Source organism: Streptomyces sp. NPDC048172 (assembly GCF_043202595.1).
Classification (GTDB): domain Bacteria; phylum Actinomycetota; class Actinomycetes; order Streptomycetales; family Streptomycetaceae; genus Streptomyces.
Window position 1 is genome coordinate 1,174,482 of record NZ_JBIDAT010000001.1, and the last position, 26,802, is coordinate 1,201,283.

The following is a 26,802-nucleotide window of genomic DNA, read 5'->3' on the forward strand; positions in this document are numbered from 1 at the left end:
GCGGGTGCCGAGAGTCGTGACCGGTCCGGCGTGCTGCCGCGGTTCGAGGGGTGCTGCCGCAACCAAAGCAAGGAGAGTCATCGAGAGATGGCCGGTCCCGCGTTCCGCGCCGCCGCCGTCCGTGTGCGCGTCCCCGCCACCAGCGCCAACCTCGGCCCCGGGTTCGACGCCCTGGGCCTGGCCCTGGGACTCTACGACGACGTGGTCGTCCGTGTCGCCGACTCCGGGCTGCACGTCGACATCGCGGGAGAGGGCGCCGACAGCCTGCCCCGCGACGAGAGCCACCTGCTCGTACGCTCCCTGCGCACCGCCTTCGACCTGCTCGGGGGGCAGCCCCGCGGCCTGGAGGTCGTCTGCGCCAACCGCATCCCGCACGGCAGGGGCCTCGGCTCCTCCTCGGCCGCCATCTGCGCCGGTGTGATGGCCGCGCGCGCCGTGACCACGGGCGGCGAGGCCCGGCTGGACGACACGGCGCTGCTGGAGCTGGCCACCGAGATCGAGGGCCACCCCGACAACGTCGCCGCGTGCCTGCTCGGCGGCTTCACCCTGGCCTGGACGGACGCCGGAGCCGCGCGCGCGATCAGGATGGACCCCTCGGATTCCCTCGTCCCGGTGGTCTTCGTCCCCGAGCGCCCGCTGCTCACCCAGACCGCGCGCGGCCTGCTGCCCCGCACCGTCCCGCACGTCGACGCGGCCTTCAACGCGGGCCGTGCCGCGCTGCTCGTAGAGGCCCTGACCAGGCGCCCCGAGCTGCTGCTGGCCGCGACGGAGGACCGGCTGCACCAGGAGTACCGGGCCCCGGCGATGACCGAGAGCGCCGAACTGGTGAACCGTCTGCGCGCCGACGGCGTCCCCGCTGTCATCTCCGGTGCCGGGCCCACGGTGCTGGCCCTGGCCGCGGACGGCGGCGAGGCCGACAAGGTGTCCCGGCTGGCGGGGGAGGGCTGGACCGCGAACCGGTTCGCCCTCGACGCCGCCGGGGCGAGCGTCCTGCCGCTCAGCGCGGGCGGTACGGAGGGGGCGGGCGGCCGCACGCCCCAGTGAGTCGATTGCCGGTCTTCGAGAGGGGGAATGTTTGTTGGATCCGGTAGTGTTAACCTCAAGTCTGCACTCGCAGTCTCGTGGGTCCCACGCGGAAGACGGTGGCGGCTCGAAGAGTGCAGTGCATGAGTGTTCCCCTGGCAGGCCCAGTAGGGACCACCTCTTCTCCCAGGAGCCTCCCACACTGCTTGGATCACTACCGGGCAGCGCAGAGCACGCTCCGGAGCCGACGTGAAGGACACCCTTGTCTACGTTTCACGCCGAACCCACGTACTGATCTCCCCGCCGTACATCCAGGCGGGACCACCGCCCCGGTCAGGTCCGCGAGCACAGGACTCTAGCCGGACAGCACAACCGGTCGCCGAGCCAGACTGGCCGACGTCCGCTCCAGGGAAGGACCCTTCGTGAGCGACACCACCGATCTGATGGGCGTGAACGCCGATACCGCAGCCGACGGTGCCGCGGCGCCTGCTGCTACGGACGCTTCCGCCTCGACTGCCTCCGGTGCCGCACCCAGGCGTCGGCGCTCCGGCACGGGGCTTGAGGGCATGGTTCTGGCCGAACTCCAGCAGGTCGCCTCCGGCCTCGGCATCAAGGGCACCGCGCGGATGCGCAAGAGCCAGTTGATCGAGGTCATCAAGGAGCGCCAGGCGGGCGGGAGTTCGTCCGACTCCGCCCCCGCCGCCAAGGCGGCCAAGGACGCCAAGTCGTCCGACGGCAGCAAGGACGCCAAGGCGTCCAAGGACACCAAGGCGTCGAAGGCCGCCGAGACCGCGGACGCCGCCGAGACGAAGCCGAAGCGTCGTGCGACGTCCAAGGCGCGCACCGGCGAGCGCGACGAGGCCGCGGGCGACAGCACCGCCGCCCAGCAGCAGATCGAGATCCCCGGCCAGCACGAGGGCGACGAGCGCCCGGCCGGCGAGAGCCGCTCGCGGCGCGGCAAGTCCGCCGAGGCGGCCGCCGACACCGCCGAGGGCCGTACCGACGCCGCGCCGAAGCAGGACGGCAAGGAGGCCAAGGCCGACCGTTCCGAGGCCAAGGGCGACGGTGGCAAGGGCCAGGACGGCGGCAAGCAGCAGGACCGCCAGAACAAGCGTGACCGCCAGCGCGACCGGGACCGCGACCGCGACCGCAACCGCAACAAGAACAACGACGGGGGCGGCCAGCAGGGCGGCCGGGGCCAGGGCCAGGGGCAGGGCCAGGGCGGCGGTGGCAACAACGACCGCCGTGACGACTTCGACGACGACGGCGGCGGCCGCCGCGGGCGCCGTGGCCGCTACCGGGACCGTCGCGGCCGTCGCGGCCGTGAGGACTCCTTCGGCGGCGAGCCGCAGATCGCCGAGGACGACGTCCTGATCCCCGTCGCGGGCATCCTGGACATCCTCGACAACTACGCGTTCGTCCGTACGTCCGGCTACCTGCCGGGGCCGAACGACGTGTACGTCTCGCTCGCCCAGGTCCGTAAGAACGGCCTGCGCAAGGGTGACCACGTCACCGGCGCCGTGCGCCAGCCGCGCGAGGGGGAGCGGCGCGAGAAGTTCAACGCGCTGGTCCGCCTGGACTCCGTCAACGGGATGGCGCCGGAGGGCGGCAAGGCCCGCCCCGAGTTCCAGAAGCTCACCCCGCTCTACCCGCAGGAGCGGCTGCGCCTGGAGACCGAGCCCGGCGGGCTGACGACCCGGATCATCGACCTGGTCTCGCCCATCGGCAAGGGGCAGCGCGGTCTGATCGTGGCCCCGCCGAAGACCGGCAAGACCATGATCATGCAGGCGATCGCCAACGCGATCACGCACAACAACCCCGAGTGCCACCTGATGGTCGTCCTCGTCGACGAGCGTCCCGAAGAGGTCACCGACATGCAGCGGTCGGTCAAGGGCGAGGTCATCTCCTCGACCTTCGACCGTCCGGCCGAGGACCACACGACGGTCGCCGAGCTGGCCATCGAGCGGGCCAAGCGGCTCGTCGAGCTGGGCCACGACGTGGTCGTGCTGCTCGACTCCATCACCCGTCTGGGCCGTGCGTACAACCTGGCGGCCCCGGCCTCCGGGCGCATCCTCTCCGGCGGTGTCGACTCGACCGCGCTCTACCCGCCGAAGAAGTTCTTCGGCGCCGCGCGGAACATCGAGGACGGCGGCTCGCTCACCATCATCGCCACCGCGCTGGTCGAGACCGGCTCCCGGATGGACGAGGTGATCTTCGAGGAGTTCAAGGGCACCGGCAACATGGAGCTGAAGCTCGACCGGAAGCTCTCGGACAAGCGGATCTTCCCGGCGGTGGACGTCGACGCGTCCAGCACCCGCAAGGAAGAGATCCTCATGGCGAACGAGGAGCTCCAGATCGTCTGGAAGCTGCGCCGGGTCCTCCACGCCCTGGACCAGCAGCAGGCGGTCGAGCTCCTGCTCGACAAGATGAAGCAGACGAAGTCGAACGCGGAGTTCCTGCTCCAGATCCAGAAGACGACGCCTGCGCCGGGCAACGGCGCGGACTGACGGGAGTCGTTCGTCACTCGGACGGATCATGTGGCGAGGGCCGTTCCACCACGCACGGTGGGGCGGCCCTCGCCGTGTGTGCGGGGACTTCTGTGGCTGTTGAGAGCTTGACCACAGACAGTTGCCTCCCCCAAACGGTGTCCGTCCGCCGGGCGGGGGTACGTCGTCGCAGGTAGAACGGGACGACAAGGAGCAACGGCCCCGTGAGGCGGCCTCCGTCCCGCAGAGCATGGCTTACGCGACCTGGTGACACGGTGTGCAACCCTTCCGCGAAGCACAGCGTCCACACCAGACAACACAGCCATGCGTAACCGAGATGCGCAGCATTCGGCAGGACAGAGGGAAGTGAAGATGGCGGGCGAGAGCAAGGACGGCGATACAGCGGCCGAGCGCCGCGCCCGGGGCATACGTGCCACCGGCCGCCGTCGCAGGCCGCGCAGCGGCCGTCAGCGCGCGATGCGCGTCGCCGCGTGGACGGTCGCGGGGGCTGTCGTGCTCGGCGGTGGAGGCCTCGGCTTCGTCTACTTCAAGCTCGACGGCAACATCGACGGCGTCGACATCAACGCCGCGCTCGGCACCGACCGCCCCGAGGACATCCCCAACGGCTCCATGGACATCCTCGTCCTCGGCTCCGACAGCCGCGAGGGCGACAACGCCAAGTACGGCAAGGACGAGGGCGGCTCCCGCTCCGACACCGCGATGGTCGTCCACGTCAACGAGGACCACTCCAAGGCCAGCGTCGTCTCCATACCCCGCGACACCCTCATCCAGCGTCCGAGCTGCGAGAGCGACGGGGACAGCAGCGCGACCCCCAAGGGGGAGAAGGTCGCCGCGCAGCGCGCCATGTTCAACACGGCGTACGAGGTCGGGGGCCCGGCCTGTGCCGTCAAGACCGTCGAGTCGCTCTCCGGCGTCCGTATGGACCACTACATCGAGGTCGACTTCACGGGCTTCAAGAAGCTCATCAACACGCTCGGCGGCGTGAAGATGACGACGACCAAGTCCATCAAGGACAAGGACAGCCACCTCAATCTGAAGGCGGGCACCCACACCCTCAACGGCGAGCAGTCCCTCGGCCTCGTCCGTACCCGGCACGGCGTCGGCGACGGCAGCGACCTGGGCCGTATCCAGCTGCAGCAGGCGTTCATCAAGGCGCTGATGGACCAGGTCAACAGCATCGGCCTGTTCAGCAACCCCAAGCGGCTCTACGACATGGCCGACTCCGCGACGTCCGCCATCACCACCGACTCCGAGCTGGACTCGGTCAGCGAGCTGTCGGGCCTGGCGAAGATGCTCAAGGGCATCAAGTCGGACGACATCCAGATGACGACGCTGCCGGTGCAGTACGACCCGGCGAACCCGAACCGCGTGGTGCCCCTCGACACCAAGACGAAGAAGGTGTGGGCGGCGGTCAAGGCCGACCGGCCGATACCGAAGGCGGCGACCAAGGGCTCCGCCGGTGACAAGACCGACATAGGGGGCGTCGTCCGGCAGAAGGGCCAGGTCAAGGGGCAGACGAGCGAGGCGGGGACGGCCGGGGAATAGATCTCCTCCGCCCCCGGTTTTGGGGGGTACGGCCTCCAGTGGCAAACTGGACCGTCGGCCCCGGTTCACGGGGGACAACCCGTCTCCCGACCCGGCGCCCTCCCGAACCTAGGAGAGACCTTGAAGCGCGACATCCACCCGGAGTACTTCGAGACCCAGGTCAGCTGCACCTGTGGGAACGAGTTCACCACCCGTAGCACCATCAGCAGCGGCTCCATCCGCGCTGACATCTGCTCCGCCTGCCACCCCTTCTACACCGGCAAGCAGAAGATCCTCGACACCGGTGGCCGTGTGGCCCGCTTCGAGGCCCGCTTCGGCAAGGGCGCCACCGCCGCCAAGAAGTAGCGACCCTGCAGCGCCGGTCCGCGGCCGCCCGTGCCCCGGGCGGTCCGGCCGGCGCTTTTGGTGCTTCTCCGGCCCGGCCCACACCTCCATGTAAGGGACCCCACGATGTTCGAGGCGGTCGAGGAACTCATCGGCGAGCACGCCGACCTCGAAAAGCAGCTCGCCGACCCCGCGATCCACGCCGACCAGGCGGGCGCGCGCAAGCTCAACAAGCGCTATGCCGAGCTCACCCCGATCATCGCCGCCTACCGCGACTGGAAGCGGACCGGGGACGACATCGGCACCGCCCGTGAACTGGCGGCCGAGGACCCGGAGTTCGCCGACGAGGTCAAGGACCTGGAGCGGCACCGCGAGGAGCTGACCGAGAAGCTGCGCCTGCTGCTCGTCCCGCGCGACCCCAGCGACGACAAGGACGTCATCCTGGAGATCAAGGCGGGCGAGGGCGGCGACGAGTCCGCGCTCTTCGCCGGCGACCTGCTGCGCATGTACCTGCGCTACGCGGAGCGGCACGGCTGGAAGACCGAGCTGATCGAGTCCAACGAGTCGGACCTCGGCGGCTACAAGGACGTCCAGGTCGCCGTGAAGATGAAGGGCAGCGCCGAGCCCGGCCAGGGCATCTGGGCCCGGCTGAAGTACGAGGGCGGGGTGCACCGCGTGCAGCGCGTGCCCGCGACCGAGTCGCAGGGCCGCATCCACACCTCCGCGGCCGGCGTGCTGGTCCTCCCCGAGGCCGAGGACGTCGACGTCGAGATCAACCCCAACGATCTCCGTATCGACGTCTACCGCTCGTCGGGCCCCGGCGGCCAGTCCGTCAACACGACCGACTCCGCCGTCCGCATCACCCACGAGCCCACCGGCATCGTCGTCTCCTGCCAGAACGAGAAGAGCCAGCTCCAGAACAAGGAGCAGGCCCTGCGCATCCTGCGCGCCCGGCTGCTGGCCGCGGCGCAGGAGGAGGCCGAGAAGGAGGCGTCGGACGCCCGCCGCAGCCAGGTCCGCACGGTCGACAGGTCCGAGCGGGTGCGCACGTACAACTTCCCGGAGAACCGGATCTCCGACCACCGCGTCGGCTTCAAGGCGTACAACCTCGACCAGGTGCTCGACGGCGAGCTGGATCCGGTGATCCAGGCGTGCGTCGACGCGGACTCCGCCGCCAAGCTGGCCGCCGCGCAGTGACACCCGGCATCGAGAGCATCGAGACGGCTTGAGACGGCTGTGAGACGGAGAGACGACCCATGAACGTGCTGCTCGCCGAGGTGGCGCAGGCCACGCAGCGGCTCGCCGACGCGGGCGTGCCCTCCCCGCGCTTCGACGCGGAGGAGCTCGCCGCGTTCGTGCACGGCGTCAAGCGAGGCGAGCTGCACCGCGTCGCGGACGCCGACTTCGACGCGCGCTACTGGGAGGCCGTGGCCCGCCGCGAGGCCCGCGAGCCGCTCCAGCACATCACCGGGCGCGCCTTCTTCCGCTACCTCGAACTCCAGGTCGGCCCCGGGGTCTTCGTGCCGCGCCCCGAGACCGAGTCCGTGGTCGGCTGGGCCATAGACGCCGTCCGGGCGATGGACGTCGCCGAGCCGCTCATCGTCGACCTGTGCTCGGGCTCCGGCGCCATCGCGCTCGCCCTCGCGCAGGAGGTCCCCCGCTCCCGGGTGCACGCGGTGGAGCTGGACGACGGGGCGTACGGCTGGGCCCGTAAGAACGTCGAGGGCTCCCGCGTCACCCTCCACCACGGCGACGCGCTCACGGCCCTCACGGAGCTGGACGGACAGGTCGACCTCGTGATCTCCAATCCGCCCTACATCCCGCTCACCGAGTGGGAGTATGTGGCTCCCGAGGCCCGCGACCACGATCCGCAGCTCGCGCTCTTCTCCGGCGAGGACGGCCTCGACACCATCCGCGGCCTGGAGCGCGCGGCCCACCGGCTGCTGCGCCCCGGCGGCGTCGTCGTCATCGAGCACGCCGACACCCAGGGCGGACAGGTGCCGTGGATCTTCACCGAGGACCGCGGCTGGGCCGACGCCGCGGACCACCCCGACCTGAACAACCGGCCCCGTTTTGCCACAGCACGCAGGGAGGTGCCGTAAATGGCACGGCGATACGACTGCTCCGACGCGACCGACCGCAAGACCGGCCTGCGCGAGGCCACTTCGGCCGTCCGCCGCGGCGAACTGGTCGTGCTCCCGACCGACACCGTCTACGGCATCGGGGCCGACGCCTTCAGCCCGGACGCCGTCGGCGATCTGCTGGAGGCCAAGGGCCGCGGGCGCGGCATGCCCTCGCCCGTCCTCATCGGCTCGCCCAACACGCTGCACGGGCTCGTCACGGACTTCTCCGAGATGGCCTGGGAGCTGGTCGACGCCTTCTGGCCGGGCGCGCTGACGCTGGTCGCCAAGCACCAGCCGTCGCTCACCTGGGACCTGGGCGAGACGCGCGGCACCGTGGCCGTACGGATGCCGCTGCACCCCGTCGCGATCGAGCTGCTCACCGAGTTCGGCCCGATGGCCGTCTCCTCGGCGAACCTCAGCGGCCATCCGGCCCCGCAGGACTGCGACGCCGCGCAGGAGATGCTCGGCGAGTCCGTCGCCGTCTACCTCGACGGGGGGCCCACCCCGGACGCGCTGCCCTCGTCGATCGTCGACGTCACCTCGAAGGTGCCGGTGCTGCTGCGCGCGGGCGCGCTGAGCGCCGAGGAGCTCCGCAAGGTCGTACCCGACCTGGAGGTGGCCTCGTGACGCCGCGCGCGCTCGTACGGGAACCACGGGGACGACACGCCGGGGGCTTTCCGCGGTGACTGCCCCTCAAGGGCGTGGTTCAGCGGAGTCCGACGGCATAAGCGGCGCCGATGGCGCGTTCCGTATCCTCCACGTCTCGACCGGCAACGTCTGCCGCTCGCCCATCACCGAGCGGCTCGCCCGTCATGCCCTGACGGAGCGGCTCGGCGACATGCGCATGGGCGGCCTCCTCGTGGAGAGCGCGGGGACCTGGGGCCACGAGGGTGCCCCGATGGAGGAGAACGCGGTCGCGGTGCTGCTGGAGCGCGGCGCCGACGCCGACGGCTTCCGGGGCCGCGAGCTGCTGGACGAGCACGTCATCCGGGCCGACCTCGTGCTGACCGCGACGCGCGACCACCGCGCGCAGGTCATCTCGATGGGGCACTCGGCCGGGCTGCGCACCTTCACCCTCAAGGAGTTCACGCGGCTGGTCCGCGCGATAGACCCCGCGACGCTGCCCGCGCCGCGGACCGCCGAGGGCGTCGTCGAGCGCGCCCAGGCGCTGGTGCAGGCGGCGGCGGCGCTCCGCGGCTGGCTGCTGGCGCCGAGCCCCGAGGCGGACGAGATCTACGATCCGTACGGGGCGCCGATCCCGTACTTCCGCAGCGTCGGGGACGAGATCAGCAGCGCGCTCGACCCCGTGGTCACGGCCTTGACGGGTGTCCCCGCCCACACGTAGAACCGGCGGACACGGGGGCGTGTCTTAGGCTGTGAGCCCGGAATTGCTGGCTGGATCACCGAGACCCCTGGGGAGCCCGTGCGGGAGTATCTGCTGACGCTGTGCGTCACGGCCGCGGTCACCTATCTGCTGACCGGGCCGGTGCGGAAGTTCGCCATCGCGGCGGGCGCCGCGCCTCCCGTGCGAGCCCGCGACGTGCACCGTGAGCCGACCCCCCGGCTGGGGGGCATCGCGATGTTCCTCGGGCTCTGCGCGGGCCTGCTGGTGGCCTCGCAACTGACCAACATCGGGAAGGTGTTCACCCTTTCCGATGAACCTCGGGCCCTGCTCTCGGGCGCCGGGCTGATCTGGATCATCGGCGTCCTCGACGACAAGTGGGGCGTGGACGCCCTGGTCAAGCTCGGGGCGCAGATGATCGCCGCGGGTGTGATGGTGCTCCAGGGGCTCACGATCCTGTGGCTGCCGATTCCGGGCGTGGGCCATGTCGCGCTCACCCCGCTGCAGGGCACGCTGGTCACCGTGGCGCTGGTGGTGATCACCATCAACGCGGTGAACTTCGTGGACGGCCTGGACGGCCTCGCCGCGGGCATGGTCTGCCTCGCCGCCAGCGCGTTCTTCATGTACGCGTACCGGATGTGGTACGGGTACGGATTCGAGGGCGCCGCCCCCGCCACCCTCTTCGCCGCCGTCCTGATGGGCATGTGCCTGGGCTTCCTGCCGCACAACATGCACCCGGCGCGGATCTTCATGGGCGACTCCGGCTCGATGCTGATCGGCCTGGTGCTGGCGGCGGGCGCGGTCTCGATCACCGGCCAGGTGGACCCCGACCTGCTCGCGGAGAACGCGGGCTCGGTGCGCGGCGCCGTCCACATGAGCATCCCGCTCTACATGCCGCTGCTGCTGCCGCTGACGATCATCGCGGTGCCCTTCGCCGACCTGGTCCTGGCGATCGTGCGGCGGACGTGGAACGGGCGCTCGCCGTTCGCGGCGGACCGGGGGCATCTGCACCACCGGCTGCTGGAGATCGGCCACTCGCACAGCCGCGCGGTGCTGATCATGTACTTCTGGGCGGCGCTGATCGCCTTCGGCGCCGTCGCCTTCTCGGTGCAGTCCTCCAGCCTCGTGATCGTGCTCACGATCGTGCTGCTGAGCGCGGCCGGGCTCGGCATCCTGCTGCTGCCGCGGTTCACTCCCCGGGTGCCCCGTTGGGCGTACGCGCTGGTGCCGCCTCGGTACCGACGTCCGGAGCGTGTGCGGTCGTCGTCCTCCGAGGCCGCTGAGGGCACGGAGGGCGCTGAGGGGGCCGGTGAGGAAGGCGCGGAGAAGGAGCCCGAACCCGCCCTCGCGGGGCTCCACGGAGCCACGGCGATCGGGGAGAGGCAGCACTTCAGCAGGCCGAAGAAGATCAACAGCCCCCAGTGACGCAGGACATCACCGGGGGCGGACCAAGTCGCCCATAGCAGACATCCCTTCGGGCGTCAGCATGATGCACATGTTCCAACTCCTCCGTGTGACGGGCAGCACACGAAGTAGGTAAAGACCTCATCAAATAGTTTGTGATACCGTTCACGAAACCCGGTGACACACCGAAAGGCCACACTGACCCGGCCCTTCGGCGCGAGGTATGTCCTCAATGCCGGGGATACGCTCGTCATCGACGACAGACGAACCCCCAATTCTCCGGAGCACCCCCATGCAGTCGAACGACGCTCGCATGTTGCTGCACTGCGCCGTCCCGACCGCCGCCTCAGGTGTCGTGGCCGCCGTGCTGAGCGGCGTGTTCGCAGGCGGCAAGGGAGCGATCGGTGCGGCGGCGGGAGCGCTCGTGGTGATCCTCTTCATGGGGATGGGCCTTTACGTGCTCCAGCGGACGGCCAAGTCGTTCCCGCACCTCTTTCAGGCGATGGGTCTGCTGCTGTACACGGTGCAGATCCTCCTGCTTCTCGTCGTGGTGGTCGTCTTCCAGGACACCACGCTCTTCGACACCAAGACCTTCGCCTTCACCCTGCTCGGCGCGACCGTGGTCTGGGTGGCTTCACAGGGCCGCGCCCATCTGAAAGCCAAGATCATGTATGTGGAACCCGAGTCCGCCGCGGGGGGCGACAAGCAGGCCGCCGCCTCTGGGGCGAATTCGTGACGCCAGGGACCCCGGAGACTCGTAGGGGCGGAATAAGCGCTCGTTCGAGCAACTGCTATCGTCCGGTGCCAACTGCGGCGCCGCATGCGGGGACGCCTGGGATTCCACGTTCCACGGGACGGAACGGACAATCCCGCTCCCTGACAGCCGCCGCTTCCCGATTCGCCAGACTTCGCACGATCACAAGACCAGTGCCGTTCCGCGGCAGCACGCCGTGCCGACACAACGAGGTAGCCGTATTCATGCGCCATGCAGAAGGAGCTCACGGTGAGTGCTGACCAGATGCTCGCCTTCAAGACCGACTGCCACATCTTCGACGGCTGCGGTTTTGAAGCTCCCGGGCTCCACTCGTTCGTCTTCGAGCCGATGTTCAGCGTCGGTGGCTTCGACTTCAACAAGCCGATGCTGCTCGCGCTGGTCGGCACGCTCGCCATCGTGTGGTTCTTCTGGGCCGCCTTCAGCAAGCCGAAGCTGGTCCCCGGCAAGCTCCAGATGGTGGGCGAGGCCGGTTACGACTTCATCCGCCGCGGCGTGGTCTACGAGACCATCGGCAAGAAGGAAGGCGAGAAGTACGTCCCCATGGTGGTGGCGCTCTTCTTCTTCGTCTGGGTGATGAACCTCTGGTCGATCATCCCCCTCGCCCAGTTCCCGGTCACCTCGATCTTCTCGATCCCGCTGGGCCTGGCCCTGATCGTCTACATCACCTGGGTCGGTCTCACCTTCAAGCGCCACGGATTCGTGGGCGCCTTCAAGAACTTCACGGGTTACGACAAGTCGCTCGGCGGTGTTCTGCCGCTGGTCATGGTCATCGAGTTCTTCTCGAACCTGCTGATCCGCCCGTTCACTCACGCCGTCCGGCTCTTCGCGAACATGTTCGCCGGCCACATGCTGGTGGTGCTCTTCACCATCGCGAGCTGGTACATGCTGAACGGCATCGGCATCGCCTACTCGGCCGTCTCGTTCCTCATGACCGTCGTGATGATCGCCTTCGAGCTGTTCATCCAGGTGATCCAGGCGTATGTCTTCGTCCTCCTGACCTGCACCTACATCCAGGGTGCGCTCGCGGAGGAGCACTGAGCCCCGGCTCCTGTCCGACCCCCACTCGTCCGGTGGCCAACCCCCACCGGTCCATGAAAGAGAAGGAAGAAACGGCATGTCCGCTCTCCAGTCCCTTGCTGCTGAAGGCGTCACCGGCAACCTCGGCTCCATCGGCTACGGCCTCGCCGCGATCGGCCCCGGCATCGGCGTCGGCATCGTCTTCGGTAACGGCACCCAGGCGCTCGCCCGTCAGCCCGAGGCCGCCGGTCTGATCCGTCAGAACCAGATTCTCGGCTTCGCCTTCTGTGAGGCGCTCGCCCTCATCGGCATCGTCATGGGCTTCGTCTTCAAGAGCTGAACCCCTAGCGAACTGATCATTTTCCGACGGAAGGCACTGACGTGAACGCCCTGGTACACATGGCGGAGACCGAGGTTCCGCAGAACCCGCTCGTTCCGCCGATCCCAGAGCTCGTCATCGGCCTGATCGCTTTCGCCATCGTCTTCTTCTTCCTGTGGAAGAAGCTCCTCCCGAGCATCAACAAGGTTCTGGACGAGCGCCGTGAAGCCATCGAAGGCGGCATCGAGAAGGCCGAGGCGGCCCAGCAGGAAGCGTCCGAGGTACTCCAGCAGTACAAGGACCAGCTCGCCGAGGCCCGCCACGAGGCGGCACGGCTCCGGTCCGAGGCCCAGGAGCAGGGTGCCGCGCTCATCGCCGAGATGCGCGCGGAGGGTCAGCGGCAGCGTGAGGAGATCATCGCCGCGGGCCACACCCAGATCGAGGCCGACCGCAAGCAGGCGGCCCAGTCGCTCCGCCAGGACGTGGGCAAGCTCGCCACCGAGCTCGCCGGCAAGCTGGTCGGGGAGTCCCTGGAGGACCACGCCCGGCAGAGCCGCACCATCGACCGGTTCCTCGATGAGCTGGAAGAGAAGGCCGACGCCAGCGGAGCCGCCCGATGAACGGAGCGAGCCGTGAAGCGCTGCTCAGCGCTCGTGAGGCACTGACCGCGCTGACCGACTCCACGCCGGTCGACGCGGCGGCGCTCGCGGACGAGCTGGCCGCGGTGACGACGCTGCTCGACCGCGAGGTCTCGCTGCGCCGGGTCCTCACCGACCCGGCGCAGGAGGGTGAGCGCAAGGCGGAGCTCGTGCGGAGCGTGCTCGGCGAGCAGGTCAGCGGCGAGGCCGTCGACCTGGTCTCCGGCCTGGTCCGCTCGCGCTGGTCCTCGCCGCGCGACCTGGTCGACGCGGTCGAGGAGCTGGCGGACACCGCCGACCTCATCGCCGCCGAGCGGGACGGCTCGCTGGACGACGTCGAGGACGAGCTGTTCCGGTTCTCCCGGACCGTCTCCTCCTCGGCCGAGCTGCGCTCCGCGCTGGCCAGCCGTACGGCGACGGCCGACGCGAAGCGGACGCTGCTGCACACGCTGCTCGGCGGCAAGGCGCGGCCCGCCACCGAGCGGCTCGTGACGCGCCTTGTCGGCCAGTCGCGGGGACGTAGCCTGGAGGGAGGGCTCGACGCCCTCTCCAAGCTGGCGGCGGAGCGGCGCAACCGTTCCGTCGCGGTCGTCACCTCGGCGGTGCCGCTCAGCGACCGGCAGCGTCAGCGCCTCGGCGAGGCACTGGCCAAGATGTACGGGCGCCGGGTGCACCTCAACCTCGACGTGGACCCCGAGGTCGTCGGCGGCATCACCGTCCGGATCGGCGACGAGGTCATCAACGGCTCCGTCGCGGACCGTATCGGCGAGGCGAAGCGCCGGATGGCGAGCTGACCGCGGCGCCACCGGCGACCCACCAACTCAACATGCAGGACAGCGGCCCGGGTTGGGCCGTACACGGCAATCTTCTGGGGGACGACCCCCAGTCCCCCGAAAGTTTTACGGGCCCAACAAGGAGAGCAGGGAACCCAGATGGCGGAGCTCACGATCCGGCCGGATGAGATCCGGGACGCGCTGGAGAACTTTGTCCAGTCGTACACGCCGGACGCGGCCTCGCGCGAAGAGGTCGGTACGGTCAGCGTTGCCGGTGACGGCATCGCGAAGGTCGAGGGGCTGCCCTCGGCCATGGCGAACGAGCTGCTGAAGTTCGAGGACGGCACCCTCGGCCTCGCCCTCAACCTTGAGGAGCGCGAGGTCGGCGCGGTCGTCCTGGGTGAGTTCAGCGGCATCGAGGAGGGCCAGCCGGTCACGCGTACCGGTGAGGTCCTGTCCGTCCCCGTCGGCGACGGCTACCTCGGCCGCGTCGTGGACCCCCTGGGTGCCCCGGTGGACGGCCTCGGCGAGATCGAGTCCGAGGGCCGCCGCGCCCTCGAGCTCCAGGCCCCCACGGTCATGGAGCGCAAGTCCGTCCACGAGCCGATGGAGACGGGCTACAAGGCCGTCGACACCATGACGCCGATCGGCCGCGGCCAGCGTCAGCTCGTCATCGGCGACCGCCAGACCGGCAAGACCGCGCTGTGCGTCGACACGATCATCAACCAGCGTGACAACTGGCGCTCGGGCGACCCGGACAAGCAGGTCCGCTGCATCTACGTCGCCGTCGGCCAGAAGGGCTCCACCATCGCGTCCGTGCGCGGCGCCCTGGAGGAGGCCGGTGCGCTGGAGTACACGACGATCGTCGCGGCCCCCGCGTCCGACCCGGCCGGCTTCAAGTACATCGCCCCCTACACCGGCTCGGCCATCGGCCAGCACTGGATGTACCAGGGCAAGCACGTCCTCGTCATCTTCGACGACCTCACCAAGCAGGCCGACGCCTACCGCGCCGTGTCCCTGCTGCTGCGCCGCCCGCCGGGCCGTGAGGCCTACCCGGGCGACGTCTTCTACCTGCACTCCCGGCTGCTGGAGCGCTGCGCGAAGCTCTCCGACGAGATGGGCAAGGGCTCGATGACGGGTCTCCCGATCGTCGAGACGAAGGCGAACGACGTGTCGGCGTTCATTCCGACCAACGTCATCTCCATCACCGACGGCCAGTGCTTCCTGGAGTCCGACCTGTTCAACGCGGGCCAGCGCCCGGCGCTGAACGTCGGTATCTCCGTCTCCCGTGTGGGTGGTTCGGCCCAGCACAAGGCGATCCGGCAGATCACCGGTTCGCTCCGGGTGAACCTGGCGCAGTACCGCGAGCTGGAGGCGTTCGCCGCCTTCGGTTCCGACCTGGACGACGCCTCGAAGTCGGCCCTGGAGCGCGGTAAGCGGATGGTCGAGCTGCTGAAGCAGCCGCAGTACGACCCGTTCGCCACCGAGGACCAGGTCGTCTCCGTGTGGTCCGGCACCAACGGCAAGATGGACGACGTCCCGGTCGAGGACGTCCGCCGCTTCGAGCGCGAGCTGCTGGACTACATGCACCGTGAGCACGCGGGCCTGCTGACCAGCATCCGCGAGGGCGCCAAGATGTCCGACGACACCATCGGCTCGCTGAGCGAGGCCGTCGACAAGTTCAAGACCCAGTTCGAGACCTCCGACGGCAAGCTGCTGGGCGAGGACTGAGCATGGGTGCCCAGCTCAGGGTCTACAAGCGGCGGATCAAGTCCGTCACTGCGACCAAGAAGATCACCAGGGCGATGGAGATGATCGCCGCCTCGCGCATCGTCAAGGCGCAGCGCAGGGTGGCGGCCTCCGAGCCGTACGCGACGGAGCTGACCCGCGCGGTCACCGCCGTGGCGCAGGGGTCTGACACCCAGCACCCGCTCACGACCGAGGTGGAGCGTCCGACGCGCGCCGCGGTGCTGCTCATCACGAGCGACCGCGGTCTGGCGGGCGGCTACAACTCGAACGCCATCAAGGCGGCCGAGCAGCTGAACAACCGGCTGATCGGCGAGGGCAAGCAGGTCGTCAACTACATCGTCGGCTCCAAGGGCGTGTCCTACTACCGCTTCCGCGAGCGCCCGGTCAAGGAGTCGTGGTCGGGCTTCACCGACCAGCCGACGTACGCGGACGCCAAGGCCGTCGCCGAGCCGCTGATCGAGGCGATCCAGGCGGACACCGGTGCCGCCGACGGCGTGGACGAGCTGCACATCGTCTACACCGAGTTCATCTCGATGATGACGCAGACCCCGGTGGACAACCGGATGCTGCCGCTCAGCTTCAGCAAGAGCGCCGAGGAGTCGGCCGAGGTGATCAAGGGTGCCCTCAAGAACGGCCCCGAGATCATGCCGCTGTACGACTTCGAGCCGTCGGCCGAGGACGTCCTGGACGCCCTGCTGCCGCGGTACGTGGAGTCCCGGATCTACAACGCCCTGCTGCAGGCGGCGGCCTCCAAGCACGCCGCCACCCGCCGGGCGATGAAGTCCGCCACGGACAACGCCGAAGACCTCATCAAGTCGCTCACGCGGCTTGCCAACGCGGCCCGCCAGGCCGACATCACCCAGGAAATCAGCGAGATCGTCGGTGGCGCGAGCGCGCTGGCTGACGCTAACGCGGGGAGTGACCGCTAACCATGACCACCACTGTTGAGACGGCCACGGCGACGGGCCGCGTCGCGCGGGTCATCGGCCCGGTCGTCGACGTGGAGTTCCCCGTCGACGCCATGCCGGAGATCTACAACGCGCTGACCGTCGAGGTCGCCGACCCGGCCGAGGACGGCAAGAAGAAGACCCTGACCCTTGAGGTCGCCCAGCACCTGGGCGAGGGCATGGTCAAGGCGATCTCGATGGAGCCCACCGACGGCCTGGTCCGTCAGGCCCCGGTGACCGACACGGGCGCGGGCATCACCGTCCCGGTCGGCGACGTCACCAAGGGCCGGGTGTTCAACACCCTGGGCAAGATCCTGAACGAGCCCGAGGCCGAGTCGGAGATCACCGAGCGCTGGTCCATCCACCGCAAGGCCCCGGCGTTCGACCAGCTCGAGTCGAAGACCGAGATGTTCGAGACCGGCCTGAAGGTCGTCGACCTGCTGACCCCGTACGTCAAGGGCGGCAAGATCGGTCTGTTCGGCGGTGCGGGCGTCGGCAAGACCGTCCTCATCCAGGAAATGATCATGCGTGTGGCCAAGCTGCACGAGGGCGTTTCCGTGTTCGCCGGCGTCGGCGAGCGTACGCGTGAGGGCAACGACCTCATCGCTGAGATGGACGAGTCCGGCGTTCTCCCGCAGACCGCGCTGGTCTTCGGCCAGATGGACGAGCCGCCGGGCACCCGTCTGCGGGTCGCGCTGGCCGGTCTGACCATGGCCGAGTACTTCCGCGACGTCCAGAAGCAGGACGTGCTGTTCTTCATCGACAACATCTTCCGCTTCACCCAGGCCGGTTCCGAGGTCTCCACGCTGCTGGGCCGCATGCCCTCCGCGGTGGGTTACCAGCCGAACCTGGCGGACGAGATGGGTGTGCTCCAGGAGCGCATCACCTCGACCCGCGGCCACTCGATCACCTCGATGCAGGCGATCTACGTGCCCGCGGACGACCTCACCGACCCGGCCCCGGCGACGACCTTCGCGCACCTCGACGCGACGACGGTCCTCTCCCGGCCGATCTCGGAGAAGGGCATCTACCCGGCGGTGGACCCGCTGGACTCGACGTCCCGGATCCTGGACCCCCGCTTCGTCTCGAAGGACCACTACGACTGCGCCGAGCGCGTCAAGGGGATCCTTCAGAAGTACAAGGACCTCCAGGACATCATCTCGATCCTCGGTATCGACGAGCTGTCCGAGGAGGACAAGCTCACGGTCTCCCGCGCCCGCCGCATCGAGCGCTTCCTGTCGCAGAACACCCACGCGGCGAAGCAGTTCACCGGCCTCGACGGGTCCGACGTGCCGCTGGACGAGTCGATCGCCGCGTTCAACGCGATCGCCGACGGTGAGTTCGACCACTTCCCGGAGCAGGCGTTCTTCATGTGCGGTGGCCTGGAGGACCTGAAGGCCAAGGCCAAGGAGCTGGGCGTCTCCTGACGCCGTTCAGCGGTGGGCGCGTGCATCCGTGCACGCGCCCGCTCCGCACCCCGTATCCTTTTCCCATCCCAGTCTGAGGAGCCACAGTGGCTGAGCTGCACGTCGAGTTGGTCGCCGCCGACCGCAAGGTCTGGTCGGGCGAGGCCAGCCTGGTCGTCGCGCGCACCTCGTCGGGTGATATCGGTGTCATGCCCGGCCACCAGCCGCTGCTCGGTGTGCTGGAGTCCGGCCCGGTCACCATCCGTACGACCGGTGAGAGTGGCGACGGCACGGTGGTCGCCGCCGTGCACGGCGGCTTCATCTCCTTCGCGGACAACCAGCTCTCGCTGCTCGCCGAGGTGGCCGAGCTGACGGACGAGATCGACGTCCAGCGCGCCGAGCGCGCGCTGGAGTCGGCCAAGTCCAAGGCGGACGCCGAGGCGGAGAAGCGGGCCGACGTCCGGCTGCGAGCGGTGACGGCCGTGCGCTGACGTCTTCGGCGCATGACGCCATGACCACACTCAGCCGCGGGTGGTCCCGGGAATCTCTCCGGGACCGTCCGCGGCTGAAGCCATACAGATGCGAATGCGATGAGTGAGCGAGGAGGTCGGTGAAGATGGTCCTCGCTCTGCTGCTGTGCGGCGCGGTCGTCCTGCTGGGGGTGGCGGGGCTGTTCGCCTTCGGGGTACGGCGGCGGCTCATCCAGCGGTCCGGTGGAACGTTCGACTGCAATCTGCGCTGGGACGTGCCCGCCGCGGAGGCGGCCGAGCCCACCGGCAAAGGATGGGCGTACGGCATCGCGCGTTACAACGCGGACCGTATCGAATGGTTCCGCGTCTTCTCGTACGCTCTCAGGCCCCGCCGCCAACTGGTGCGCGGGGCCATCGAGGTCCTGGAGCGCCGTGCCCCCCGGGGCGAGGAGGAGCAGGCGCTGCTGTCGGACGCGGTCGTGCTCGCGTGTGCCGTGGGCAGCGGGGACGAACGGACCCGGGTGGAGCTGGCGCTCAGCGAGGACGCGCTGACGGGCTTCCTCGCGTGGCTGGAGGCGGCGCCTCCGGGCCAGCGCGTGAACGTGGCCTAGCGGCTGCTCACGGGCGGCCCCTTGCTGCACATCGCAGGCCGCGGGTGCGTCGTGGCCGTTCGCGCAGTTCCCCGCGCCCCTTGAAGGGGCACCCGGCAAAGTCCCGCTGTGCTTGGGAGGTCTGCGCGGAGGCGCAGGGCTGGCAAGCGCAGCCCCGCATGCCGGGTACGGGCTAGAACGAGCGGGCGCCCGACTCGAAGTCCAGCAGAGATCGCTTGCGGCCGAGGCCGCCGCCGTAGCCGGTCAGGGAGCCGTTGGTGCCCAGTACGCGGTGGCAGGGGACGATGATGCTGACCGGATTCTTGCCGTTCGCGAGGCCCACCGCGCGGGACGCGTTCGGCTTGCCGATGCGCTCGGCCAGTTCGCCGTAGGAGACGGTCTCGCCGTACGGGATCTCGCGCAGCGCCTGCCACACGGTGCGCTGGAACGGGGTGCCGTCGAGCGCGAGCGGCAGGTCGAACTCCTTGAGATCGCCCGCGAAGTACGCGCGGAGCTGTGCCGTCACCTCCCCGAAGGCGTCCGGGTCGGGGACACCGAAGGTCTCCTGGGGCGGGCGGTGGCGCTGGTTCTCCATGTAGACGCCGGTCAGGGCGCCCTTCTCGTCGGCGACCAGGGTGAGCGGGCCGGTGGGGCTGTCGATCGTGGTGTGCGTGCGCATGGTTCAAGACTGGCGCCCGGCGAGGTGGGGCGCTGGCGGAAATGCGACATCAACGGGGGCCGCCGGGCGTCCCGTCCGCCTCGATTCCCAGCCGGGCGCCGATGCCGTCGAGCACGCATTCGAGACCCAGCTCGAAGCGCCACTGCGGATCCTCCTTGTGGGCGGCTTCCCGCAGATAGCGGAGGTAGGCCGGGTTGCGGTCGTTCTCCATCAGCCACCGCATCTGCGGCGCCAGGCTCCGCTTGACCTCGTCGATGCCCGACCAGCCCCGGTCGGCCATCATCCTCCGGAGCGCGACCTCGTCCCCGGCCGCGCCGTGGGCGTAGACCTCGACGGTGCGGACGGCCGTCATCCTCGCGTCCATGTCCAGGCCCAGCCCGTCCAGTGCGGTGAGCGCCTGATCGGTCATGGCGATCCGGTGCGGGGTGAGCCCGAATTCGGCGCGCGGGGGCAGCAGCGTGAGCCAGGGGTGCCGGAGGGTCAGGTCCCGGGTCCGCACGGCGAGCGCGCGCAGGCTCTCGCGCCAGCCGCTGGTCCCCTCGGGGATCGTCAGCTCCGCGTAGACGAGGTCGACCATCAGCTCCAGGACCTCGTCCTTGCCCGAGACGTAGCGGTAGGCGGCCATCGGTGCGACGCCCAGCCTCGTGGCCAGCTTGCGCATGGTGATGGCGTCGGGCCCCTCGGCGTCGGCGATGGCGACACCGGCCTCGGCGATCCGCCGGGGCGTCAGCGTCTGGCGGGGCGCGGACGCGGGGCGTTCCAGCCGCTCCCAGAGGGAGATCTTCGCCGGCTGTCCGGACTCGGAACAGGACTCCGTCTCGGGCTCTGACGCGGACTGCTTCCGTGCGGCCACCGGGTGTCCTCCTCGCTGCTGGACCGACGTTCCGCGTACATCGTATCCGGAGTAGACGACGTACACATTGCTGTGTACGTTGTTCTCGTCGGTATACGTTGTACACATCGAGGGGTTCTCATGCATGCGGATCTGCGGGTCGCGGTCGTGCTCGGCAGCACCAGGGAGGGCCGGTTCGCGCCGGTCGTGGCCGACTGGCTGATGGACCGGATAGCCGGGCACGGAGGGCTGAAGGGCGATCTCGTCGATCTCGTCGAGACCCCGCTGCCGACGGTGCTGCCGGTCCTCGGGCAGCCGCCCTCCTCGGCCGCCGACCGTGAGCTGCTCGAAGCGGTCTCGCCCCGGCTGGCCGAGGCCGACGCCTTCGTCCTCGTCACGCCCGAGTACAACCGCAGCTTCCCGGCGGCGCTGAAGAACGCCCTCGACTGGCACCACCGCGAGTGGCACGCCAAGCCGGTCGGCTTCGTCTCGTACGGCGGCTTCTCCGCGGGGCACCGCGCCGTGGAGCAGCTCCGTCCGGTCCTCTCCGAGCTGCACGCGGTCACCATCCGGGACTCCGTCGGACTCCAGTCCGCGTGGACGCAGTTCGACGACGCGGGGCGGCCCAAGGACCCGGCGGTCGACGGCGCGGCCAGGACGATGCTCGACCAGCTCACCTGGTGGGCGCTCGCGCTGCGCGACGCCCGTTCCGTCCGCCCGTACACCGTCTGAGACCGGGGAGGCAGCGATGGCAGCGAGGGCAGCTGTGGCAGCGAGGGTCACGGAATCGGCCGCCCCCGTACGGGAGAGCGCGGCGACGCCCCCTCCGCAGCACCGGGGCCCGCTCCACCTCGGCGTCTTCGGCCTGATGCTCGGCATGTTCCTGGCCATGCTGGACGGCCTGATCGTGGGCACCGCGCTGCCCACGATCGTCGGCGAGCTGGGCGGGCTGAGCGGGCTTCCCTGGGTGGTGACCTCGTACATGCTCGCCGCCGCCGCGACCACCCCGCTGTGGGGCAAGGCCGGGGATCTCTACGGCCGCAAGGGCGCGTACATGGCGGCGATCGTGCTCTTCCTCGTCGGCTCGGTGCTCAGCGGGCTCTCGCGGAACATGGGCCAGCTGATCGCCTTCCGGGCGGTCCAGGGGCTGGGCGCCGGCGGGCTGATGGTCGGCGCCATGGCCGTCATCGGCGTCCTGGTGCCGCCCCGGCAGGGCGGCAGGGTGCAGTCGATGGTCGGGGTCATGATGCCGGTCGCCTTCATCGGCGGGCCGCTGATCGGCGGTGCCCTCACCGAACACCTCAGCTGGCGCTGGACGTTCTACGTCAACGTCCCTCTCGGGGGGCTCGCCCTGCTCGTCATCGCCGCCACGATCCGGCTGCGGACCGAACGGATCAGAGCCCGCGTCGATCTGCCCGGCATCGTCACACTGGTCTGCGCGATCCTGGCGCTGAGCCTCGTCGCGAGCTGGGGCGGCACCCGGTACCCCTGGACGTCGCCCACGGTGCTGGGCCTCGCCGCCGCCGGTGCCGCGGCGCTGGCCGCCTTCGTACGGGCCGAGCGGCGGGCCGCCGAACCCGTCATCCCGCCCCGGCTGTTCGCCGACCGGAACTTCACCGTCGCGCAGGTCCTCTCCTTCCTGGTCGGCGCGGTGATGCTGGGCCTGAGCGGCTATCTGCCGCAGCACCTCCAGTCCGCCACGGGGGCTTCGCCGACCGAGGCCGGGATGCTGCTGCTGCCCCTGATGTTCGGCATGCTCGGTGCCCAGCTGACCGCCGGGCACCTGATCAGCCGTACGGGCAGCTACCGGGTCTATCCGGTCCTCGGCGGCTTCCTGGCCGTCGTGGGAGTGCTGCTCCTGCTGCCCGTGGGCGCGGGCACCTCCACCGCCGTCCTCTCGGGGCTCACCTCCGTGCCCGGCATCGGCATCGGGCTGCTCATGCAGAGCACCCTCATCATCACGACGAACAGCGCGCCGCCCCGCGACATGGGGGCCGCGACGGGCACCGTGACGCTGCTGCGCACCGTCGGGGGGTCGCTGGGCATCTCCGTACTGGGCGCGGTCTACGCGAGCAGGACGGAATCGGCGCTCGCGGACGGGGAGGCGTACCGCGCGGCGGCCACCGGAGGGCTGCACGGTCTGCTGCTGGGGGCGCTGGTCCTCGCCGTGCTCGCCTTCGCCTGCTCCTGGCTGGTACGGGCCGTCCCGCTGCGGGAGTGAGACGGGCAGCGCGAACCGGGGAGGCGGGGGCGGACCCGCCTCCCCGGCCGCCGGGGACGGGGTGGGGCTACTCGGTCACTTGAGGCCGTTGTTGATCGCGGTCATCAGCTCGCCGTTGCCGGTGTCGCCGCTGAACTCCCAGAAGAAGCTGCCGCCGAGGCCCTGCTGCTTGGCCCAGCTCATCTTGGTGCCGATGGTGGCGGGGGTGTCGTAGCTCCACCACTGGTTGCCGCAGTGCGCGTAGGCCGTGCCCGCGACCGTTCCGTTGGACGGACAGCGGTCCTTGAGGTCCTTGTAGTCCTCGATGCCCTGCTCGTACTTTCCGGGCCCGGGGCCCGTGGCCGTGCCGCCGGGTTCCTTCTGCGTGACGCCGGTCCAGCCGCGCCCGTAGAAGCCGATGCCGAGCAGGAGCTTCTTCGCGGGGACGCCCTTGGCCTTGAGCTTCTGGATCGCGGCGTCGGAGTTGAAGCCCTGCTGCGGGATGCCGGGGTAGGACGTGAGCGGGGAGTGCGGGGCCGTGGGGCCCTTCGCGTCCCAGGCGCCGAAGAAGTCGTACGTCATCACGTTGTACCAGTCGGCGTACTGGGAGCCGCCGCCGTAGTCGGCCTTGTCGATCTTGCCGCCGTCGGAGCCGTCGGCGGTGATCGCGGCGGTGACCAGGTTGTTGCTGCCGAACCGGTCGCGGAACGCCTTCATCATGTCCTTCATGACGGCGGGGCCACTCGTGTCGCAGGTCAGGCCGCAGGCGTTGGGGTACTCCCAGTCGAGGTCGATGCCGTCGAAGACGTCCGCCCAGCGCGGGTCCTCGACCAGCTTGTAGCAGGAGTCGGCGAACGCGGCCGGGTTCTTCATGGCCTCGCCGAAGCCGCCGGACCAGGTCCAGCCGCCGAAGGAGTACAGGATCTTGATGTGCGGGTACTTCTGCTTGAGCTTGCGGAGCTGGTTGAAGTTGCCGCGCAGCGGCTGGTCCCAGGTGTCGGCCTTGCCGTCGACGGACTGGTCGGCGGTGTACGCCTTGTCGTAGTCGGCGTAGGAGTCGCCGATGGTGCACTTGCCGCCCTGGACGTTGCCGAAGGCGTAGTTGATGTGGGTGATCTTGTCGGCGGAGCCCGAGGTCACCAGGTTCTTGACGTGGTAATTGCGCTGGTAGACGCCCCAGTTGGTGAAGTAGCCCATCTTCACCTTGTCGCCGGGCGGGTTGGGGTCGCCGCCGCCGGTCGTACGGACCTGGCGCACGCCGCTCGTCGGGCCGACCTGGTCGGCGGTGTCGCGGGCGCGGACCGTGTACGCGTAGTCGGTGCCCTTGGTCAGGCCCGTGTCGGTGTACGTGAGGCCGTCGACGGTGGCGACCTTCGCGCCGTCGCGCAGGACGTCGTAGTTCTTGACGCCCTTGTCGTCGGTGGCCGCGGTCCAGGAGAGCTTCACTCCGGTGTCGGTGATGTCGCTCGCGGCGGGCGTGCCGGGGGCCGAGGGCAGCTCGTCACCGGGCTGGGTGCCGTCGCAGGAGGCGCCATTGAGCTTGCAGTTGGTCGCCGCGCCGCCGCCGGTGCCGTTGAAGCCGAAGGAGACGGAGGCGCCAGGGGCCAGGGTGCCGTTCCAGCCCTTGTCCTTGGCGGTCCAGGTGTTTCCGGAGTTGGTGACCGTGGCGTCCCAGGAGGAGGTCACCTTGGTGTCGGAGGGGAAGGTCCACTCGACGGTCCAGCCGTTGATCGGCGTGGAGCCGGTGTTCTTGAGGGTCCACTTGCCCTCGAAGCCGGATCCCCAGTCGGAGACCTTGGTGTAGGTGGCGGTCGCGGTGGCGGCGGCCTTGGCGCCGTCCGCGCCGTCCGCCTCGCGCTTGTCGGGGGAGGCCGCCAGGCCGACGCCGGTGAGGAGGCCGAAGGAGAGGGCGAGCGCCATGACGGAGGCCAGGGTCTTGCGTCTGGCGTGTCTCAACTGCCGTAACCGGCTGACCAGTGGTGCGGTTGCAGATCTCACGGGGGTGCTCCTCGATCCAGAAGAAGATCCTGAAGGGGATCTGAAGAAACGGGAAGGACCTGCGCCGCCATGCGAGCACGTGTGGGGCCACGCTCACCGCAGTGAGCGGGAGATTAAGTGGTCTGTACCACTCGGTCAATAGGTCTGGACCAAATTGGGGCCGCCCGGCCCGTCAGGGAGCCCCGATGCCCAGCTCCTGCGCCATGATCGCCGCCTGGGTGCGGCTGCGCAGCTCCAGCTTGGTCAGCAGCCTGCTGACGTGCGTCTTCACGGTGGCCTCCGCCATCGTGAGCCGCGCCGCGATCTCGGCGTTCGACAGCCCCTCGCCGACGCAGCCGAGCACCTCCCGCTCGCGGCGGGTGAGGTCCGCCAGTCCCGGGGGATCCCCGGCCGACGGCGTACGGGCGCGGCCCGCGCCCCCGCCCGCGAACTCGGCGATCAGGCGCCGGGTCACCGCCGGGGCGATCATGCCCTCGCCGCGCGCGACCGTACGGACGGCCTCGACGACGGCCGCCGCCTCGCTGTCCTTGAGGAGGAACCCCGAGGCGCCCGCGCGCAGCGCCCCGAAGACGTACTCGTCGAGGTCGAAGGTGGTGAGCACCAGGACGTCGGCGAGGCCCTCGGCGGTGATGCGGCGGGTCGCCGTCACGCCGTCCACGCGCGGCATCTGGATGTCCATCAGGACGACGTCCGGGCGCAGTTCGCGGGCGAGGCGGAGTGCCTCCTCGCCGTCCCCCGCCTCGCCGACGACCTCGATGGGCGGGGAAGCGCCCCGCAGGATGAGCACCAGCCCCGCGCGTACGGACCGCTGGTCCTCGGCGACGACGACGCGGATGCCCCCGGCTCCCTCTGCTCCCCCCGCTCCCTCCGGTGCCTGGCTCACCTGTTCCGCTCCTTCCCCTCGTCCTGCTCCCGTACGGGCAGCACGGCCCGCACCTCCCAGATCTTCGCCCCGTCGTCCGCCGTCGCGGGCCCGGTCGTCAGCTCGCCCCGCAGCAGCTCCACGCGCTCCCGCATGCCGATCAGCCCGGCGCCCGAGCCGGGGGCGCGGGGGACGTCGTCGTGCCCGGAGAGGGGGCTGGTCACGCGGATGGCGAGCGCCCCGCCGTCGTCCGTACGGGCGAGGCGGAGGGTGACGGCGCCGGGGGAGGCGTGCTTGAGGGCGTTGGTGACCGCCTCCTGCACTACGCGGTACGCCGCGAGTTCGACCGGCGCGGGCACCGGCGTCGGCGTCCCGTCGCCGTCCCTCTCCCGCTCGTCGCGCAGCGTGAACTCCAGCCCCTCGGACGCCGCGCGCGCCCGGTCGAGCAGCGCCTCGATGCCGTCCAGCGAGGGCGTCGCAGGGGACTCCTCGGCCCCCTCCGCGTCCCGCAACAGTCCGATGAGACGGCGCATTTCGGCCAGCCCCTGGACGCTGTTCTCCCGGATGACGCCGAGCGCGTCGCGCGTGGTGGTGCCCGCGTCCTGGAGGGAGAGCGCGGCGGTGGAGTGGATGGCGATGGCGGACAGGTGGTTGGCGACGACGTCGTGCAGCTCGCGGGCCATCCGGGAGCGCTCCGCGTTGATCGCCTGCGTACGGTCCATCTCGGCCAGCAGCGCGGTCTGTTCGGCCCGCAGCCGCTCGGCGGCCGCCTCGTTCTTGTGGGTGCGTACGAGCGCGCCCGTCGACGCCGGGGCCACCGTGATCCCGGCGGCGATCGCGCCGAGGAGCAGCGCCTGCGGCTCGCGGAACACGGCGACGGCGGTCACGGTCGCCGCGACGGTGAAGATCATCGCGCCGGGGAGCACGGTCCTGGCCAGCCGCGCGGAGCCGTACAGCACCGCCGCGTACACCACGTCCGTGAACATCAGCAGCGTCGCCAGCAGCGTGCCCATCACGGAGTCGGCGACCATCGTCGGGATGGCCAGCAGCAGCGCCCACGGCTGCGCGACCCGCCGGCCCAGCACCGCGACGCACATCACCGCGAGCGGCAGCAGCGTCAGCCAGCGGTGCCCCGGGACCAGGGCGGGCGTGTTGTAGAGATCCAGGCCCCACAGGAGCAGGCCGCCCGCCAGCCCGGCCGCCGCGACGAGCCAGTCGTCGCGGTGCGGGCGGTGTACGGGGCGTAGCGGCATGGCTCCCATCTCAGCACGGGTCATGG

At 70.1% G+C, this 26,802-nt stretch carries 26 protein-coding genes; 21 read left to right on the forward strand and 5 right to left on the reverse strand.

Annotated features, from left to right (window positions below):
• Positions 1-87 precede the first annotated feature (87 nt).
• From thrB to ACGF3A_RS05475, 19 genes are all read left to right on the forward strand, one after another.
• Positions 88-1,044 (forward strand): homoserine kinase, encoded by a 957-nt coding sequence (gene thrB, locus ACGF3A_RS05385; protein ID WP_393725968.1) that lies wholly within the window; start codon positions 88-90, stop codon positions 1,042-1,044.
• 401 nt (positions 1,045-1,445) lie between these two features.
• Positions 1,446-3,530 (forward strand): transcription termination factor Rho, encoded by a 2,085-nt coding sequence (gene rho / locus ACGF3A_RS05390; RefSeq protein ID WP_393725970.1) that lies wholly within the window; start codon positions 1,446-1,448, stop codon positions 3,528-3,530.
• Between the two features lie 351 nt (positions 3,531-3,881).
• Positions 3,882-5,075, forward strand: a complete 1,194-nt coding sequence (locus ACGF3A_RS05395) for an LCP family protein (protein ID WP_393725972.1) — start codon at positions 3,882-3,884, stop codon at positions 5,073-5,075.
• Between the two features lie 120 nt (positions 5,076-5,195).
• On the forward strand, positions 5,196-5,420 hold the full coding sequence (rpmE, locus tag ACGF3A_RS05400; protein ID WP_393725974.1) for a 50S ribosomal protein L31: 225 nt from the start codon (positions 5,196-5,198) through the stop codon (positions 5,418-5,420).
• A 105-nt stretch (positions 5,421-5,525) separates the two neighbouring features.
• Positions 5,526-6,596, forward strand: coding sequence for a peptide chain release factor 1 (prfA, locus tag ACGF3A_RS05405; protein ID WP_393725976.1), 1,071 nt, complete (start codon positions 5,526-5,528; stop codon positions 6,594-6,596).
• Positions 6,597-6,655: 59 nt separating this feature from the next.
• Positions 6,656-7,501 (forward strand): peptide chain release factor N(5)-glutamine methyltransferase, encoded by an 846-nt coding sequence (gene prmC, locus ACGF3A_RS05410; protein ID WP_393725978.1) that lies wholly within the window; start codon positions 6,656-6,658, stop codon positions 7,499-7,501.
• Positions 7,502-8,149 carry an L-threonylcarbamoyladenylate synthase gene (locus ACGF3A_RS05415; RefSeq protein WP_393725980.1) on the forward strand — a complete coding sequence of 216 codons (648 nt, stop codon included), beginning with the start codon at positions 7,502-7,504 and terminating at the stop codon, positions 8,147-8,149.
• A gap of 55 nt (positions 8,150-8,204) precedes the next feature.
• A complete protein-coding gene (locus tag ACGF3A_RS05420) occupies positions 8,205-8,867 on the forward strand; it encodes a protein-tyrosine-phosphatase (RefSeq protein WP_393725982.1) in 663 nt (220 codons plus the stop codon).
• Positions 8,868-8,945: 78 nt separating this feature from the next.
• The gene (locus ACGF3A_RS05425) at positions 8,946-10,289 is read left to right on the forward strand and encodes an MraY family glycosyltransferase (protein WP_393725983.1); all 1,344 of its coding nucleotides are present in this window, start codon (positions 8,946-8,948) and stop codon (positions 10,287-10,289) included.
• 271 nt (positions 10,290-10,560) lie between these two features.
• A complete protein-coding gene (locus ACGF3A_RS05430; RefSeq protein WP_393725985.1) occupies positions 10,561-11,004 on the forward strand; it encodes a hypothetical protein in 444 nt (147 codons plus the stop codon).
• Between the two features lie 249 nt (positions 11,005-11,253).
• Positions 11,254-12,081 (forward strand): F0F1 ATP synthase subunit A, encoded by an 828-nt coding sequence (atpB, locus tag ACGF3A_RS05435; protein ID WP_393725987.1) that lies wholly within the window; start codon positions 11,254-11,256, stop codon positions 12,079-12,081.
• A 76-nt stretch (positions 12,082-12,157) separates the two neighbouring features.
• Complete coding sequence (gene atpE, locus ACGF3A_RS05440) at positions 12,158-12,400, forward strand: ATP synthase F0 subunit C (RefSeq protein ID WP_393725989.1); 243 nt, start codon at positions 12,158-12,160, stop codon at positions 12,398-12,400.
• Between the two features lie 59 nt (positions 12,401-12,459).
• A complete protein-coding gene (locus tag ACGF3A_RS05445) occupies positions 12,460-12,999 on the forward strand; it encodes a F0F1 ATP synthase subunit B (protein WP_393727166.1) in 540 nt (179 codons plus the stop codon).
• On the forward strand, positions 12,996-13,811 hold the full coding sequence (locus ACGF3A_RS05450; RefSeq protein ID WP_393725990.1) for a F0F1 ATP synthase subunit delta: 816 nt from the start codon (positions 12,996-12,998) through the stop codon (positions 13,809-13,811). The genes ACGF3A_RS05445 and ACGF3A_RS05450 overlap by 4 nt, the downstream gene beginning before the upstream one ends.
• A 138-nt stretch (positions 13,812-13,949) precedes the next feature.
• On the forward strand, positions 13,950-15,521 hold the full coding sequence (gene atpA / locus ACGF3A_RS05455; RefSeq protein ID WP_393725992.1) for a F0F1 ATP synthase subunit alpha: 1,572 nt from the start codon (positions 13,950-13,952) through the stop codon (positions 15,519-15,521).
• A gap of 2 nt (positions 15,522-15,523) precedes the next feature.
• Complete coding sequence (locus ACGF3A_RS05460) at positions 15,524-16,468, forward strand: F0F1 ATP synthase subunit gamma (RefSeq protein ID WP_393725994.1); 945 nt, start codon at positions 15,524-15,526, stop codon at positions 16,466-16,468.
• A 2-nt stretch (positions 16,469-16,470) separates the two neighbouring features.
• Positions 16,471-17,913 (forward strand): F0F1 ATP synthase subunit beta, encoded by a 1,443-nt coding sequence (atpD, locus tag ACGF3A_RS05465; protein WP_393725996.1) that lies wholly within the window; start codon positions 16,471-16,473, stop codon positions 17,911-17,913.
• Positions 17,914-17,999: 86 nt separating this feature from the next.
• A complete protein-coding gene (locus ACGF3A_RS05470; RefSeq protein ID WP_393725998.1) occupies positions 18,000-18,383 on the forward strand; it encodes a F0F1 ATP synthase subunit epsilon in 384 nt (127 codons plus the stop codon).
• Positions 18,384-18,508: 125 nt separating this feature from the next.
• Positions 18,509-18,973, forward strand: a complete 465-nt coding sequence (locus ACGF3A_RS05475) for a DUF2550 domain-containing protein (RefSeq protein WP_393726000.1) — start codon at positions 18,509-18,511, stop codon at positions 18,971-18,973.
• A gap of 172 nt (positions 18,974-19,145) precedes the next feature.
• On the opposite strand, the gene ACGF3A_RS05480 is transcribed toward ACGF3A_RS05475, so the two are convergent.
• A complete protein-coding gene (locus ACGF3A_RS05480; RefSeq protein WP_393726002.1) occupies positions 19,146-19,631 on the reverse strand; it encodes a methylated-DNA--[protein]-cysteine S-methyltransferase in 486 nt (161 codons plus the stop codon).
• Positions 19,632-19,680: 49 nt separating this feature from the next.
• The gene (locus ACGF3A_RS05485) at positions 19,681-20,484 is read right to left on the reverse strand and encodes a TetR/AcrR family transcriptional regulator (RefSeq protein WP_393726004.1); all 804 of its coding nucleotides are present in this window, start codon (positions 20,482-20,484) and stop codon (positions 19,681-19,683) included.
• A gap of 120 nt (positions 20,485-20,604) precedes the next feature.
• On the opposite strand from ACGF3A_RS05485, the gene ACGF3A_RS05490 reads away from it, so the two are divergent.
• Positions 20,605-21,195: an NADPH-dependent FMN reductase gene (locus ACGF3A_RS05490; protein WP_393726006.1), complete on the forward strand. Its 591-nt coding sequence runs from the start codon at positions 20,605-20,607 to the stop codon at positions 21,193-21,195.
• 16 nt (positions 21,196-21,211) lie between these two features.
• Complete coding sequence (locus tag ACGF3A_RS05495) at positions 21,212-22,684, forward strand: MDR family MFS transporter (RefSeq protein ID WP_393726008.1); 1,473 nt, start codon at positions 21,212-21,214, stop codon at positions 22,682-22,684.
• A gap of 75 nt (positions 22,685-22,759) precedes the next feature.
• Here the strand turns inward: ACGF3A_RS05495 and ACGF3A_RS05500 are convergent, their stop codons facing one another.
• From ACGF3A_RS05500 to ACGF3A_RS05510, 3 genes are all read right to left on the reverse strand, one after another.
• The gene (locus ACGF3A_RS05500; RefSeq protein WP_393727168.1) at positions 22,760-24,583 is read right to left on the reverse strand and encodes a glycosyl hydrolase family 18 protein; all 1,824 of its coding nucleotides are present in this window, start codon (positions 24,581-24,583) and stop codon (positions 22,760-22,762) included.
• A gap of 250 nt (positions 24,584-24,833) precedes the next feature.
• A complete protein-coding gene (locus ACGF3A_RS05505) occupies positions 24,834-25,544 on the reverse strand; it encodes a response regulator (RefSeq protein ID WP_393726010.1) in 711 nt (236 codons plus the stop codon).
• Complete coding sequence (locus ACGF3A_RS05510) at positions 25,541-26,800, reverse strand: sensor histidine kinase (protein ID WP_393726012.1); 1,260 nt, start codon at positions 26,798-26,800, stop codon at positions 25,541-25,543. The genes ACGF3A_RS05505 and ACGF3A_RS05510 overlap by 4 nt, the downstream gene beginning before the upstream one ends.
• Positions 26,801-26,802: the final 2 nt, after the last annotated feature.